This window comes from Tenacibaculum sp. SDUM215027 (assembly GCF_050566205.1).
Taxonomy (GTDB): domain Bacteria; phylum Bacteroidota; class Bacteroidia; order Flavobacteriales; family Flavobacteriaceae; genus Polaribacter.
In genome coordinates this window covers 438137-452858 of the sequence record NZ_JBNXUE010000001.1, presented here as the reverse complement: position 1 = coordinate 452858, position 14722 = coordinate 438137, and the positions used below count along the sequence as shown (strand labels likewise).

Genomic DNA, 14722 nt, shown 5'->3' with positions numbered 1-14722 from the left:
TATGTATCAATTATTTCATTACTACAGTAGTTTAGGAAAATCAATTAATATCGTCTCCTCTGAGTATTCTAAACTTTTTTCGAGCTTCTACTAAATAGATACTCGATGGGTGGTCAAAAATAATCTTTTGATAGTATTCTTTAGCCTTTTCTGGGGTATTTAATTTATTGTTGTATAATTCAGCCATATGATAATATACATCATCAACATAAATACCTTTTTTATCTAAGGCTATTATCTTAGTGTAATTTAAAATAGCTTCGTCATATTGTTTCTTTTTAACAAATAATTGAGCTTGTTTAAATAAAGCTTCATCTTCAATAGATTGACCTTTGTAATTAGCAATTACATTGTTTAAAATGGCAATTGCTTCGTCGTTTTTATTTTGATAAGCTAACAAATCAGCTTTAGCATATTCTCTTAAACCTGTATCAATACTGTCTTTAGGTTCGTTACCTGAAATTGTTAAAAACAAATCGGCAGCATCGTTAGCAATGAGTTGTGTTGCGGATCCTTTTAAAATTTTTAACTGAGCCTTTGCCCAAGTAAAATCATTTTTAAAATAAGATGCTTGTGCTACTTTAAAACGGGCTTCTTGACCTATGTAATGATTTTTGAATAGCGTTTGAACTTGAGAAAAGTAAATTAACCCTTTGTTAAACTTCCCCATATAAACAAAAACGTCACCGAGTTTAAGCTTTATAGTGGCTTTTATAAATTTAGAGTTGGTAAAGTTTAAAGCATTTTTTAAAATAACAGATGCTTCTTCTGGGTTGCTCTTTGTAAAGGTTAAGTAATTAGCATATTCTACCTGTGTGAAAAGAGTTTTAGAATTTATTCCATACTCTTTGAAGATGGAATTAAAACGCTCATCTACATCAGGTTGTTTTGTGTCGATAGCTATTTTTAAGTTGTTGTTTATTGCTTTAAACTTGTCTCTAGGGTAATTAGTTTTTTCAATAATAAGATTAAAACACTCTTTAGCAGTTTCATAGTCTTTATTTTCTAGAGCTATTTTACCTAAGTCATTAATTTTACCCAAATTATCTGAGTCTCTTGTAAGTAATGCCTTGTTTTGAATAAGAGCTTTGCTGTATTGTTTTTGCCTAATGAATAACCAAGAAAGTAAATCGTTCCAGATATCTTTGGGGTTACTTATTGACTTTCGTAATAGTGCTTTTTTAAATAAAATGTTGTTTTCATCTTCGCTATCATCCGTTAAATATTTACCTGCATAACGTTTAACATTGTTGAGGTAGCCTTCGTTTTTATCAACCAAATCAATATATGATTTGAACATTTGTTCAAAATCTCCTTTTTCACCATAAATCTGTGCTAATTGAAATCCATAGTTAGCTTTTGGATTAACTACCATTATTTTATTAAAAGCTTCAATGGCCAAATCTAATTTGCTATAGTTTTTAAACAGTCCAGCTATTAAAGAACCATAATTAGTTTTTTTATTAATGGATTCAATTGCTTTTTGGTAGTAGTTATTAGCCTCTTCAATTTTTTCTTGGCGCTCAAAATTATGACCAAGAATAACATATAGATAAGATAAGTTAGGTTTTTCTTTTAATTTTTGGGTGAGTAAATTTTCAGCAGCTGTAAATTGTTCTGTTTCTTGATAACAAGTAATTAATTTTTTTAAGTAGGTTGTATTATACGGGCTTTGATCGTATAATTTTTTATACAACTGAATTGCTTTTTCATATTCATTATTTCTAAAATAATTTTCAGCAATAATAAATTCGTTTTGTTGTGCGTGACAAAACAAGCTTAAAATCAGTAAATTAAATAGGATAATGATTTTCTTCATTTTGGAAAAGTTTAAGCGTTGTGCTTTATGCCTAATTCCGCTAAGAGCGGTTTCATCTATCAAAAGTACAGAACAAAATTGTTAAAATACTATTAAAAGAGGTGCTTTTTTAAATAGTAGTGTAACATTTTGGCACGAACTTTGTCTTATTAGTAAAACAACTAAACAATGTAAACTATGAGAAATTTTACAACACAATATGAAATAGCAAAGCAGAATGCAAATGAGTTTATGAGAAAGGGTCAAATACCTCAATATTTTGAAGCTTTGTTAGAAATGAATAAATATAAGAGATTAATGGTAGCAGTAGTTGCCAACTAAACATATTTTTTTCAATGGGGATTGATTAATTAAAAATCCCAAGCATCGTAATTGAGGCTTGGGATTTTTTCATTTTTATATGGAAGGTTGATTAATCAATCATATCAAAACCACAGTAAGGAACTAATACTTCAGGAATTTTAATTCCGTTTTCAGTTTGGTAGTTTTCTAAAATACCTGCTAATACACGAGGTAAGGCTAATGAACTTCCGTTTAGTGTATGTACTAATTGACTTTTACCTTCTTTATTCTTAAAACGTAACTTTAAGCGGTTTGCCTGAAACGTTTCAAAATTTGAAGCAGAACTAATTTCTAGCCAACGCTCTTGAGCTGTAGAATACAACTCAAAATCAAATGTTAAGGCAGAAGTAAAACCAGTGTCTCCACCACATAAACGTAAAATACGATACGGTAACTTTAATTCACGTAAAATTTCTTTAATGTGTTCTACCATTCCGTTCAATGCATTGTAAGAATTATCAGGATGCTCAACACGAACAATCTCAACCTTATCAAATTGGTGTAAACGATTTAATCCACGAACATGGGCTCCGTAACTACCCGCTTCACGACGAAAGCAAGGTGTATACCCCGTTACAGTAATTGGTAAATCAGCTTCTTTTACTAAATCACCTCTGAACATATTAGTTATAGGAACTTCAGCTGTTGGAATTAAATACAAATCATCACCAGTTACATGGTACATCTGTCCTTCTTTGTCTGGTAACTGCCCCGTACCAAAACCAGAAGCTTCATTTACTAGATGAGGAACCTGAACTTCATTATAACCAGCAGCAGTGTTTTTATCTAAGAAATAATTGATTAAAGCACGTTGTAAACGAGCTCCTTTTCCTTTGTATACAGGAAAACCGGCCCCCGTAATTTTTGCGCCTAAATCAAAATCGATGATATCATACTTCTTTGCTAATTCCCAATGAGGTAAAGCTTTTTCTCCTAACTCTGGAATAATTCCTTCTTTAAAAACTTCTTCATTGTCTTCTTCGTTTTTCCCTTTTTTTACTGAAGGATGAGGAACATTAGGTATTTGATATAACAATTCGTTTAGCCTATCAGCAGCAGTGTTTAACTCTTCTGTTAATTGCTTAGATTGTTCTTTTAATTCACCTGTTTTTGCTTTTAACTGATTAGCTTCTTCAATTTTACCAGATTTAAAAAGACCTCCAATTTCTTTGGATATTTTGTTAGATTCAGCTAAAACATTATCTAAAGAAACTTGTGTAGTTCTACGCGTTTCATCAGCAGTTAATACTTCTTCAATAATTGTTTCGGCATTAGCAAAATTACGTTTTGCCAACCCGTCTAAAACAGTTTGTTTGTTTTCTCTAATAAACTGAACCTGTAACATCTTTTTAATTTTTTAAGAAAAGCAAAGATAAAAGAAGCTATAGACTTAAGCAATGTGTTTTGTGTACTAAATTTCTTCAAGCATCATAAAGAAGTCTGATAAAGTAATATTGAAATAATCACATATTTTTTGAAGAGTAGTAATAGTGACATTTGTTTTTCCTTGTTCTATTCTTGCTAAATGTATTCCAGTATCAATATAAAACTCACTAGAAGTAATATGATACTCCTCCCTTAATATTTTTACACAAAGGGCTACCTTTTTTAAGGTTATCTCCTTTTTTGACAGCATCATTCTTTTTTTGAGACAAATTCTTAAAAACATATGAATTACATAATGACATACTTGTCATTATATAGGTTTTAAAAAAACAACAACTTTGTGTGCAGTTACGTCAATAATACTAATTCTAAAGATATTTGAAACCGTGGGGGCTTTAAGTACGATTTTAAGGTTAGGGTTTGGCGTAACTTTTTAAAAAGAGTATTGAATTTTGCTGGTCTTTTTTTAATTGAGAAATTAAGTCAGAAACAGAATCAAACTTTTGCTCGTCTCTTAAGTAGTAAAGCAGCTCAATAGTTAACTCTTTACCATACAAGTTTTGGTTAAAATTGAAATAATGTACTTCAATTGTTTGGTGTTCACCATCAACCGTTGGTCGGTTACCAATATTCATCATTCCATAAACAGTCGTATTGTCTATATCAGATTTCACTACATAAACACCTGTTTTAGGAATTAATTTGTAATTTTCATGTACATCAATGTTTGCCGTAGGAAACCCTATTTTTCCACCTAATTGTTTTCCATTTACAACTTTTCCGGTAAGTGAAAAATTATATCCTAAATAATTATTAGCAGTTTTTAAATGTCCGTTGGCAAGAGCTTTCCTAATTTTGGTAGAACTAACTGATACTTCATCAATATCTTGAGCAGGAATTTCTTCAACTATAAAATCATACAAGTGAGAGTATTCAGTTAATTGCTCAATATTACCTTCTCTATTTTTCCCAAAATGATGATCGTAACCAATAATAAGTTTAGAAATATTTAATTGGTTTACTAAAATATCACGAACAAAATCTAAAGCGGTGAGTCTTGAAAACTCTCTACTAAAAGGATGAATGATTAAATAATCTAATCCTAATTTTTCAAGGTGTTGCGCTCTTTCATTTATAGTGTTTATTAGTTTTATGGAAACATCCTTTTGTAGCACCATTCTTGGGTGAGGGAAAAATGTTAGCAAGACGGATTTTTTATTGCCAGCCTTTGCTTCACTAACCAGTTTCTCAATAATTTTTTGATGCCCAATATGTACTCCATCAAACGTACCAATGGTTACCATTGTTTTTTGAGAAGGAGTAAGGTCAAAAATAGAATGTATAATTTCCAAGGCTACTAATAAATTTAGGCAAAAATACAATTTGTATAAGATGATAAATAATAAATTAATAAATAAAACCTAAAATTAGTTTTTGGTAAGTTTTTCTCTTTATAATTAGTATAATTATAAAAAAATGGGGTAAATATTTCGCAAATGAAAAAAAATTGTATTTTGCACTACAGTTAACAAATTATTTTACATTATGATGAAAAAACTATTACTTGTTGCATTTGTGCTATTTGGTACAGCAATGATGGTTGCTCAAACTACCTTTACAGGTACGGTTAATGATGCTTCCCTTGGAGGGCCATTACCAGGAGCAAACATTAAAGTTTCGAGAAAAGCAGTAGGAACATCTACTGATTTTGATGGTAAGTTTACAATGACGGTAACAGATATCCCTCCGTTCACCATTGAAATATCTTCTTTAGGGTATCAAACAAAAAAAGTTGAGATAACAAAAAACAACCAAGTTGTTGAGGTTAGCTTAATTGAAAATGCAACATCTTTAGATGAAGTAGTTGTATCAGCTTCGAGAACTCCAGAACGTGTTATGGAATCACCTGTAACAATTGAGCGTTTTGACTCTAGAGCGATTAAGAATACAGCTTCTGCTTCATATTACGATGGATTAGAAAATTTAAAAGGAGTTGATATCAACTCAGGAGGATTAACATTTAAAACGGTAAACACACGTGGTTTTGCTACGTTTGGTAATGAACGTTTTGTACAGTTAGTTGATGGGATGGATAACGCTTCTCCGGCTTTAAACTTTGCTATTGGAAATTTATTAGGAATTTCTGAAGTAGATGTAAAAAGTGTTGAAATTTTACCAGGAGCAGCTTCGGCTTTATATGGAGCTAATGCATTTAATGGTATTATGTTAATGCGTAGTGAGAACCCATTTAATGAGCAAGGTATTAGCGTTGGTTTAAAAACAGGCTTAACAAGTCAAGAAGCAGCAGGTGATAATGGTTATTATGATGCTACGATTAAAATGGCACATGCTTTTGATGATTACTTTGCTGTTAAAGCTAGTTTCTCTTACTTAAAAGGTGAAGAGTGGCATGCAACTGATTATAGAAATACAACAGGTATTGGAGGTACATATATTCCAGGAATGAGTCATTCAGATGATCCAAACTATGATGGAGCTAATACTTATGGAGATGAGGTTTCTGTTGATTTAGGTGGAGCAGTAGGAAAAGTAAGTAGAACAGGGTATAGAGAAGTAGACTTAATGTCTAATGAAGCTAAAAGTGTAAAATTCAATGGAGCTATTCATTACCGTCCTTTAGGTAATGACCGTGTTGAAATTATTTGGAATTCTAAATACGGTAGAGGTAATACTATTTATCAAGGACAAAACCGTTACAATTTAGCTAACTTCTTTATGGAGCAACATAAATTAGAAGTAAGAGGTAAAAACTTCTTTGTTAGAGGATATTACGCAGGTGAAGATGCAGGAGACTCTTATGATACTCGTTTTGCTGCAATAAATATGAATGGTAAATGGAAATCTAACAGTGTTTGGTTTCAAGAATATGCAGGAGCTTACTTAATGCATGGTTCTCATGCAATCGCTAGACAAGTAGCTGATATAGGAAGACCAGAACCAGGTTCAGCAGAGTTTACAAGATTATTTAATGAAGTAACAGCTGATCCAGATTTATTAACAGGATCAAAGTTTAGAGATAATACAAGCTACTATCATGCAGATGCAAACTTAAACTTACGCGATTATATTGATTGGGCCGAAGTACAAGTAGGGGGGTCTTACAGACAGTATAGATTAAATTCTTATGGAACTATTTATACTGATAATGATGGCCCTATTAAATACGGAGAATATGGTGTGTACACACAAATTCAAAAGAAAATGATGGATGATCGTTTAAAGTTTACAGGGTCTTTACGTTATGACAAGTCAGATAATTTTGATGGTAATGTTACGCCTAGGGTTTCATTAGCTTATGCAGCGGGAGGAAACAAAAACCATAACTTTAGAGCATCATTCCAAACAGGTTTCCGTAACCCAACAACACAAGATCAATATATTGGTTTAGCGACAGGAGCAGGATTTATTTTAGGAACGGCTCCAGATAATATTGGGCGTTTTTCTGCACCAGCAATAACAACAACAGGAACATTTACACTAACAGGTCAAGATGTAATTAATAGAGGGTATTCAGCTGCATCTATTAATAAAAAAGCAGAGGCACTAAATGATCCAAGTGTTCCAGAACCTACACTAGTTAAAACAGCTTTAGTAGAGCCAGAAAAAGTAAAATCTTTTGAAGTTGGTTATCGTGCAGCAGTTCCTTTAGGAGAAAATAAGTTGTCTATTGATTTTAGTACATATTATAATATGTATTCTGACTTTATTTCTAATAAAGATGTAGTTGTATTAGTAGATCCAAACACACCAGTTACCGTGAATAACTTAACTAATAGAGATTTAGTAAGAACATTTAGTGTAAAAACGAACTCAACAGTTGATGTAGATTCTTATGGAGTAGGTTTAGGGTTAAATACTAAGGTATTTAATGGATTTGATGTTGGATTAAATTATACATGGTCTAAGTTTGATTTTGATCAAGCAGCTGATCCAGATTTTGAAGCAGGGTTTAATACTCCAGAACATAAAGTGAAAATGCAATTTGGTCATCCAAACTTATTTGAAAACTTTGGATTTAATGTGAGTGCTCGTTGGCAAAATGAGTTCTATTGGCAGTCTACTTTCTTAGAAGGAAATGTAGAGGAAAGAACAGTTCTTGATGCTCAAGTTAATTATTCTGTTCCTTCAATTAAGTCAGTGTTTAAAGTAGGAGGGTCTAACTTAACAGGTGAAGAATACATAAGTGCACCTGGAGTAGGAGCAGTAGGTTCTCAATACTACATTTCTTGGACTATCAATAACTAAAAAAAGAAACAATGAAAAATACAATTAAATATACTTTTCTGTCTGCGTTATTTTTAGGTTTTGCCGCCTGTGATGTAGACAATACATTACCAGAAATTAAAGGAGAAGCGGAGAATACAATTTCATTACAAGCAGGGAGTGCAGATTTTTCTAAATATGTGTCAGTAGGAGCTTCTTTTACAGCAGGGTTCTCAGATGGAGCATTGTTTAATGTTGGACAGCAATATTCTTTTCCAAACACTTTAGCCAGTAAGTTTGCTATGGTTGGAGGTGGAGAATTTAATCAACCCTTAATGGAAGATAACATTGGAGGAATGATTAATCCTATATCTGGTGAAGTTACTTTAGATCCAAGGCTTTATTTTAATGCTTTAACAGGAAAACCTACAGGATTGGATGAAATACCCTCAACTAAGATCGGTGTTCCAGCTACTAACGCCACAAGTTTTAATAACTATGGAATTCCTGGGGCAAAAAGCTTTCATTTCTTAGCGCCTGGTTATGGTAATCCAGCTGGTTTGCAGGTTGAACCGGCCACAGCAAATCCGTATTTTGTTAGAATGAGTCCTACTCAATCTACCTTGTTAGCAGAAATAGCATCTAAACAACCAACTTTTTTTACATTGTCTGAAATTGGAGGGAATGATGTGTTAGACTACGCTATTGCTGGAGGAGCAGCGGGAGAAATTACTGAGCAAGCTGTTTTTGAACAAGTGTTTGGAGCTATTATTAATACTCTAGCGCCAACTTCAGATGCTAAAGGAGTAGTAGCAAACTTACCTTATATCACAAGTTTACCACATTTTACTACTGTGCCTTATGCACCATTAGATCCTAGTAACCCTGACTTTGGAGCTCAAATACCTACATTAAACAATGTTTTTGGAGCTATTAATGGTGTTTTTGAAGCTATTGGTGTTCCAGAAAGATCAATAGTTTTTGCCACAGACGCTGCAAGTGCTGTTGTAATTAAAGATGAATCTTTAGAAGATAAAACTGCTCAAATTGTTGGTGCTTTATTAGCAAGTCCTACGTTTCCTCCTTTTGTGGCAAGCTTTGGGTTACCTACTGATGCCACTACATTACAAAAAGTAGCAGGTTTATTAGGTACTTATTACGGTCAAGCTAGACAAGCAACAGAGGACGATTTATTAGTGTTGCCAAGTAGTACTATAATAGGAGAAGTTAACACTGATTCAGTAGCATTTTTAATGTTGCAAGGTTTACCACAACAGTTAGCAGGAATGTTTTCTGTAGAAGGTGTTTCATTACCTCTTGAAGATAAATGGGTATTAACTCCAGAAGAACAAGCTGAAATAAAAACGGCTACTGATGGATATAATGCTACAATAAAAGCAGCTGCTGAAGCAAAAGGATTAGCCTTTGTTGATTTTAAAGCTCTTTTAGAAAAAGCTTCTACAACAGGTTTAGAGTTTGGAGACTATAATATGAATGCTAGTTTGGTAACTGGCGGTTTAGTTAGTTTAGATGGAATTCATTTAACAGCAAGAGGATATGCATTAATGGCTAATAAAATGTTAGAAGCTATTGATAAAACTTATGGTTCTAATTTTACAGAAGGTAAAGACGGTTTAGCAAAACCAGATAATTATCCAACAAATTACTCGCCTACTTTACAATAGTGAGCAAAATAAAGTAAAAGCTGAAGATTAATCTTCAGCTTTTTTTTTGTCTTTATCAGAATTTATAACATATTTTTTATACTTACCATCTTTATATCTGTAGTAGATAAATAAGGGCATTAATATGAAAGACATAAATAAAACGCCTAACCCCATTACTATTTGGGCTTTAGGATGTTCTGTGTTTAAAAGGTAAGCTCCTGCTATCATCCAAAGTAAAAAGGTGATAAATAATATTTTAAGTGCAGTTTTCATCCATTTTTATTTTATAGGTAAGTTGTAATAAGTCAGTAAGAATTAAAAAAATGTAATGACTTATTTCGTACAAAGTTATTAACTATTGCAAAAATAAAAATCCTAAACAGTTACGTTTAGGATTCTTGCTTTATTTTGTTATTTTAAGATTTATGCTTCCATTTTTTGTAACCAAGAACGTACATCTACCTCTTGTTTAATAATGTTGCTTAATTCTTCTATTTTAACACGTTTTTGTTCCATGGTGTCTCTATGACGAATGGTAACAGTATTGTCTTCTAAAGTGTCATGATCTACAGTGATACAGAAAGGTGTACCAACAGCATCTTGACGACGATATCTTCTACCAACAGCATCTTTTTCGTCATACACCACATTAAAGTCCCACTTTAAATCATCAACTATTTTACGAGCTATTTCTGGTAAACCATCTTTTTTAACTAATGGTAAAATAGCTGCTTTAGTTGGTGCTAAAACTGCAGGTAGTTTTAAAACTGTTCTTGTTGAACCATTTTCAAGCTTTTCTTCTTTAAGAGAGTTAGAGAAAACGGCTAAGAACATTCTGTCTAAACCAATTGAAGTTTCAACTACATAAGGTACATAACTAGTGTTATCTTCGTGATCGAAGTATTGTAGTTTTTTGCCAGAAAACTTTTCATGCTGACTTAAATCGAAATCAGTACGAGAATGAATTCCTTCTAATTCTTTAAATCCAAAAGGAAACTTAAATTCAATATCAGCAGCTGCATCAGCATAGTGGGCTAATTTATCATGATCGTGGAAACGGTAGTTTTCTTCTCCCATTTCTAAAGACATATGCCATTTTAAACGAGTTTCTTTCCATTTTTCGTACCATTCCATTTGAGTCCCTGGTTTTACAAAAAATTGCATTTCCATTTGCTCAAATTCACGCATTCTAAAAATAAACTGACGTGCTACAATTTCGTTACGAAAAGCTTTACCTGTTTGCGCAATTCCGAAAGGAATTTTCATGCGTCCAGTTTTTTGCACGTTAAGGAAGTTTACAAAAATTCCTTGTGCTGTTTCTGGGCGTAAATATACTTGTGTTGAACTGTCGGCTGAAGCTCCTAGTTGCGTTCCAAACATTAAGTTAAATTGCTTAACCTCTGTCCAGTTTTTTGAGCCAGATGCAGGGCATGTAATGCCTAAGTCTATAATTAAATTTCTAAACCCTTCTAAATCGTTTTCTTCTTGAACTCTTGTTAACTCAACTGTTATTTCGTCAATTTGTTTTTGACGTCTTAAAACGTTTGGATTTGTGCTTCTAAACTCATTTTCATCAAAAGCTTCACCAAAACGCTTTTTAGCTTTAGTTATGTCCTTTTGAATTTTTTCGTTGATTTTTTCTCTATAATCTTCAACTAAAACATCAGCTCTGTAACGTTTTTTTGAATCTTTGTTGTCAATTAAAGGGTCGTTGAAAGCATCAACGTGGCCTGAGGCTTTCCAAGTAGTTGGGTGCATTAGTATTGACGCATCAATACCTACAATGTTTTCATGCATTTGCACCATTGCTTTCCACCAATAATCACGAATATTTTTCTTTAATTCTGCTCCATTTTGAGCATAATCATACACCGCACTTAAACCATCATAAATTTCAGATGATTGGAACACATAACCGTATTCTTTTGCGTGTGATAATACTTTTTTAAATTGATCTTCTTGTTTTGCCATGTTGCAAAAATAAAATAAGGATTTAAACTATGGGTATGGAAAAAGAAAAAAGTGAAGAATTAATTAAACTCTTCACTTTTTTTTTACATTTAATATCTATTAGTGCTGCTTATCTTAGTTTTATTGTTGTGTTTCCTGAGTAAACACCATCAACAAAAGCACTGATAACATAGTTTCCTTTTTTAATATCATCTCTATTAACTAAGACTAAAGATACAAGACTTAAGCGGTTGTTACTATAGTTAACCTCAAGTGAGTCTGTATATTGAACTTTTTGTCCATTTTTTAGGTCGGTTTTTCCTTTAGGAGCGACTACGTTTTTGCTTTCATCAGTAATTTGAATATATACGCGTTTTTCACCTGCTGTAGTTATTGGGTTTTCTAACAAGTCGAAATTAATTCTAAAAGCATCAGTTCTGCTAGATCTACTTGTAGATGTTAGTTTTCCGCTACTACGCTCTTTCATCGCAACTACTTTTACAGGACTTGTTTTGATAACTCCTCCAATAGCCACTTTAGCTTCTAATTCTTTGTTTTTTTCCGTTAAAGTCTCATTAACACTATCTTTTTGCTGTAAAATTTCATTCGCTATAACATTTTCTTGTGTTAAAGCATCATTAGCGCTATTTAAAGAGTCTATTTGAATGAAAAGCTTTTTGTTTTCACGCTCTAAGCTTGCAATTCTACTTCGATACTTTCTTATAAGCCCAAAGTTATCAGATTTTAAGTCTTTTATTGAGTCTCTCAAGCTTTTCATTTTTATTAACTCTACTTCTAATCTGTCAGCTAAACGTTTTTTACCAACAACAACATCTGTATAGTCTTTAATCATTTCGTCGAGATCTTGCTGTAATTCAGCTTTTTCTTCTAAGAAAATGTTTTGAAGGTTTTCGTTTTCACTTGATTTTTGAAAAGAGTAATAAAAAAGTATAAGGGATAAAATAATTAGTACTAAAATTAAAACATTCTTTGTTTTTTGTTGATTCATGGTTTAGGGGGATTGATTAGTTTTTATTAATTTAAGATTGATTTTTATTTTAATGCAAGGGATTTGTTGCCAGCATAAATACCATTTATAAATGTGTTAATATGATATGTGCCTGCTCTTATTTTACTATTTACATTCACAAAAGAAATCATAGATAGCTGCTTGTTATTATACTCAGCAATTAAAACATCACTACACCATATTTTTTTATTGTTTTGCAAACTTACTTCTTTAACTGGAGTAATAACATTTTTGTTTGTATCGATTACTTGAATATAAACCTCTTTAGGGCCAGAGGATGTAACTTTGTTTTCTAGTAAATCAAATTCTATTTTAAAGGCATTTACTTTATTAGACCTTGTTGTTGAGGTAAATTTTCCATTTCTTTTCTTTTTCATAGCCTCTGCCTTTATAGTAGATATTTCAATTACTTCAGCAGTAGCTATCTTTTTCCTTAAGTCGTGTTTTTCCTTGCTTAAGAAACGGTTTATGTTAGCAAGTTTAGTGTTTTGTTTTTCTTTTACTAATAAAGCTTCTTTAACACTATCATTTTTTGAAATTAGCTCATTGTTAATTGTGTTAAGGCGATTTATTTGAGTGAAAAGTTTTTCATTTTCTTCAATAAGTATTCCTGTTCTTTTTCTATAGTATCTAATAAACTTATAGTCTACTTCTTTTAAGTTTTTAACAGAATCTCTAAGTTGAATTACTTTATGAATCTCATCTTTTAATTTTAAAGAATATTTACTTTTCGTATAATTTACCTCTTCATAATCTTCAATTATGTTTGTTAATTCACTTTCTAGCTCCTTTTTTTCAAGCTCAAAAACAGCCTTAAGTTCAGAGTAGTCCTTAGCGTTTTCATAGGATAAAAATCCAATAACAAGTATTAGTAAAATTAAAAAGGCAATGAAGCCGTTGTTTTTTATTTTTGAGGCAGGCATCATTTTTGGGGTTATAATGAACGATTGTGCTCCGTGCTAATATACTATTTATTTTTTAACACATTTATAAATGAAAGCAGGAGGGAAGTTTAAAGGTTCGAAGCTTAAATTGATGGCATTACCAAATACTTCTTTTAGTTTTTTGTAGTAAGTTAAGCTATACTGATATTGGATAAATAGTCCAGTAGCTGTTAAAAAACTATGACTTTTTGTTAAGATAGAATGTGATATTTCTTTTGGAATAATAGTTAAAGGCAAACTAGAAACTATATAGTCTGCTTTTGAATACCCTAATTTTTCTATTTCAAATTTAATATCTTCGGCAGAAGCTTTTAAAATAATTAATTGTGGATGTTTTATTTTTTTTAATTCATTATAAAAAGCCTCATTTATTTCAAAACATATTAAGACAGTATTGGGCTGAAGCTTTTTTAAAATATGATGTGTTATAGCTCCATTTCCAGGGCCTAGTTCAACAATAACTTCTGCTGTTTTAAAATCAATTTCTTTTAGCATCTTATTTGCCAAGTATTTAGAACTTGGCACAACTGTACCTGATGTTTTATAGTTTTTTACAGCTTCTTTAAAAAAATTAAACTTTTTACTCAAAATATGACTTCTGTTGTTTTTTGTATCTTTCTGTTAAAAACAGGCTCGTAAAGATGCGATTTTTAAAAGATATATTCTATTTATTTTACCCCAATTTATGTGTAAACTGTGAAATAACGTTGCTACAAAATGAAAAATTCTTGTGTACTACTTGTAAAAACGACTTACCAATTATAGACGATAATAAGCATACAAATGTTACATTAATGTCAAATTTTTATGGAAAAGTACCCATAGAAGGCGTACGTTCTTTTCTGTTTTATAAAAAGGAGGGAGTTACCCAAAAACTTATTCATCAATTAAAATATAAGAATCAACCAGAAATAGGAATATTTATAGCTGATTGGTTTGGAGAGCAGTTAAGATTATCAACTACTTTTGTTGATGTGGATTATATAATTCCAGTTCCGCTACATTCAAAAAAATTTAAAAAGAGAGGTTATAATCAAGTAACAGAGTTTGGTGAAAGACTAAGTTATATTTTAGATGTTGAGTATAAACCGAATATTCTCATCAGAACTTCTATAGCTAAAACACAAACGTTAAAACAACGATTTGAAAGGTTCTCTAATAGTAAAACAAAATTTAAAATTCTTGATACTACATTTTTTGAACATAAGCATGTTTTACTTATTGATGATGTCATTACCACAGGGGCAACATTAGAAGCTTGTGCAAATGAACTTTTAAAAACAAAAAACATAACAATAAGTGTTGCTACAATGGCGTATACACAAAAAGACTAATATCATTCCATCTTAATTTACTACTT

General features: G+C 31.6%; 13 protein-coding genes. 4 read left to right on the top strand and 9 right to left on the bottom strand.

What is annotated here, in order from left to right; translation table 11 throughout:
* Positions 1-40: 40 nt before the first annotated feature.
* Positions 41-1819 (bottom strand): tetratricopeptide repeat protein, encoded by a 1779-nt coding sequence (locus tag ACQYZ7_RS02100; protein WP_430728145.1) that lies wholly within the window; start codon positions 1817-1819, stop codon positions 41-43.
* 177 nt (positions 1820-1996) lie between these two features.
* Between ACQYZ7_RS02100 and ACQYZ7_RS02095 the strand changes: the two genes are divergently transcribed.
* Positions 1997-2140: a hypothetical protein gene (locus ACQYZ7_RS02095; protein ID WP_164506679.1), complete on the top strand. Its 144-nt coding sequence runs from the start codon at positions 1997-1999 to the stop codon at positions 2138-2140.
* Positions 2141-2231: 91 nt separating this feature from the next.
* Here ACQYZ7_RS02095 and serS read toward each other — a convergent pair whose 3' ends face one another.
* The 3 genes from serS to ACQYZ7_RS02080 form a co-directional block, all read right to left on the bottom strand.
* Positions 2232-3506 carry a serine--tRNA ligase gene (gene serS / locus ACQYZ7_RS02090; protein ID WP_430728144.1) on the bottom strand — a complete coding sequence of 425 codons (1275 nt, stop codon included), beginning with the start codon at positions 3504-3506 and terminating at the stop codon, positions 2232-2234.
* A gap of 66 nt (positions 3507-3572) precedes the next feature.
* Positions 3573-3800 carry a helix-turn-helix domain-containing protein gene (locus tag ACQYZ7_RS02085; protein ID WP_430728143.1) on the bottom strand — a complete coding sequence of 76 codons (228 nt, stop codon included), beginning with the start codon at positions 3798-3800 and terminating at the stop codon, positions 3573-3575.
* Positions 3801-3960: 160 nt separating this feature from the next.
* Complete coding sequence (locus ACQYZ7_RS02080) at positions 3961-4899, bottom strand: bifunctional riboflavin kinase/FAD synthetase (protein ID WP_430728142.1); 939 nt, start codon at positions 4897-4899, stop codon at positions 3961-3963.
* Positions 4900-5092: 193 nt separating this feature from the next.
* On the opposite strand from ACQYZ7_RS02080, the gene ACQYZ7_RS02075 reads away from it, so the two are divergent.
* Positions 5093-7813 (top strand): TonB-dependent receptor, encoded by a 2721-nt coding sequence (locus ACQYZ7_RS02075; protein ID WP_430728141.1) that lies wholly within the window; start codon positions 5093-5095, stop codon positions 7811-7813.
* Positions 7814-7824: 11 nt separating this feature from the next.
* A complete protein-coding gene (locus ACQYZ7_RS02070; protein ID WP_430728140.1) occupies positions 7825-9456 on the top strand; it encodes an SGNH/GDSL hydrolase family protein in 1632 nt (543 codons plus the stop codon).
* A 27-nt stretch (positions 9457-9483) separates the two neighbouring features.
* Here ACQYZ7_RS02070 and ACQYZ7_RS02065 read toward each other — a convergent pair whose 3' ends face one another.
* The 5 genes from ACQYZ7_RS02065 to ACQYZ7_RS02045 form a co-directional block, all read right to left on the bottom strand.
* The gene (locus ACQYZ7_RS02065) at positions 9484-9711 is read right to left on the bottom strand and encodes a hypothetical protein (protein WP_430728139.1); all 228 of its coding nucleotides are present in this window, start codon (positions 9709-9711) and stop codon (positions 9484-9486) included.
* A gap of 150 nt (positions 9712-9861) precedes the next feature.
* The gene (locus ACQYZ7_RS02060; protein ID WP_430728138.1) at positions 9862-11409 is read right to left on the bottom strand and encodes a glycine--tRNA ligase; all 1548 of its coding nucleotides are present in this window, start codon (positions 11407-11409) and stop codon (positions 9862-9864) included.
* Between the two features lie 109 nt (positions 11410-11518).
* Positions 11519-12397 (bottom strand): hypothetical protein, encoded by an 879-nt coding sequence (locus ACQYZ7_RS02055; protein ID WP_430728137.1) that lies wholly within the window; start codon positions 12395-12397, stop codon positions 11519-11521.
* A gap of 44 nt (positions 12398-12441) precedes the next feature.
* Positions 12442-13341: a hypothetical protein gene (locus ACQYZ7_RS02050; protein WP_430728136.1), complete on the bottom strand. Its 900-nt coding sequence runs from the start codon at positions 13339-13341 to the stop codon at positions 12442-12444.
* 48 nt (positions 13342-13389) lie between these two features.
* Positions 13390-13950, bottom strand: coding sequence for a class I SAM-dependent methyltransferase (locus tag ACQYZ7_RS02045; RefSeq protein ID WP_430728135.1), 561 nt, complete (start codon positions 13948-13950; stop codon positions 13390-13392).
* A 53-nt stretch (positions 13951-14003) separates the two neighbouring features.
* On the opposite strand from ACQYZ7_RS02045, the gene ACQYZ7_RS02040 reads away from it, so the two are divergent.
* Positions 14004-14696: a ComF family protein gene (locus ACQYZ7_RS02040; RefSeq protein ID WP_430728134.1), complete on the top strand. Its 693-nt coding sequence runs from the start codon at positions 14004-14006 to the stop codon at positions 14694-14696.
* Positions 14697-14722: the final 26 nt, after the last annotated feature.

Excerpts from the sequence above, each read along its gene's own strand:
- ACQYZ7_RS02100 (WP_430728145.1), bottom strand. The coding sequence starts at position 1,819 with ATGAAGAAAATCATTATCCTATTTAATTTACTGATTTTAAGCTTGTTT.
- ACQYZ7_RS02095 (WP_164506679.1), top strand. The coding sequence starts at position 1,997 with ATGAGAAATTTTACAACACAATATGAAATAGCAAAGCAGAATGCAAAT.
- serS (WP_430728144.1), bottom strand. The coding sequence starts at position 3,506 with ATGTTACAGGTTCAGTTTATTAGAGAAAACAAACAAACTGTTTTAGAC.
- ACQYZ7_RS02085 (WP_430728143.1), bottom strand. The coding sequence starts at position 3,800 with ATGATGCTGTCAAAAAAGGAGATAACCTTAAAAAAGGTAGCCCTTTGT.
- ACQYZ7_RS02075 (WP_430728141.1), top strand. The coding sequence starts at position 5,093 with ATGATGAAAAAACTATTACTTGTTGCATTTGTGCTATTTGGTACAGCA.
- ACQYZ7_RS02070 (WP_430728140.1), top strand. The coding sequence starts at position 7,825 with ATGAAAAATACAATTAAATATACTTTTCTGTCTGCGTTATTTTTAGGT.
- ACQYZ7_RS02065 (WP_430728139.1), bottom strand. The coding sequence starts at position 9,711 with ATGAAAACTGCACTTAAAATATTATTTATCACCTTTTTACTTTGGATG.
- ACQYZ7_RS02060 (WP_430728138.1), bottom strand. The coding sequence starts at position 11,409 with ATGGCAAAACAAGAAGATCAATTTAAAAAAGTATTATCACACGCAAAA.
- ACQYZ7_RS02055 (WP_430728137.1), bottom strand. The coding sequence starts at position 12,397 with ATGAATCAACAAAAAACAAAGAATGTTTTAATTTTAGTACTAATTATT.
- ACQYZ7_RS02050 (WP_430728136.1), bottom strand. The coding sequence starts at position 13,341 with ATGCCTGCCTCAAAAATAAAAAACAACGGCTTCATTGCCTTTTTAATT.
- ACQYZ7_RS02040 (WP_430728134.1), top strand. The coding sequence starts at position 14,004 with ATGCGATTTTTAAAAGATATATTCTATTTATTTTACCCCAATTTATGT.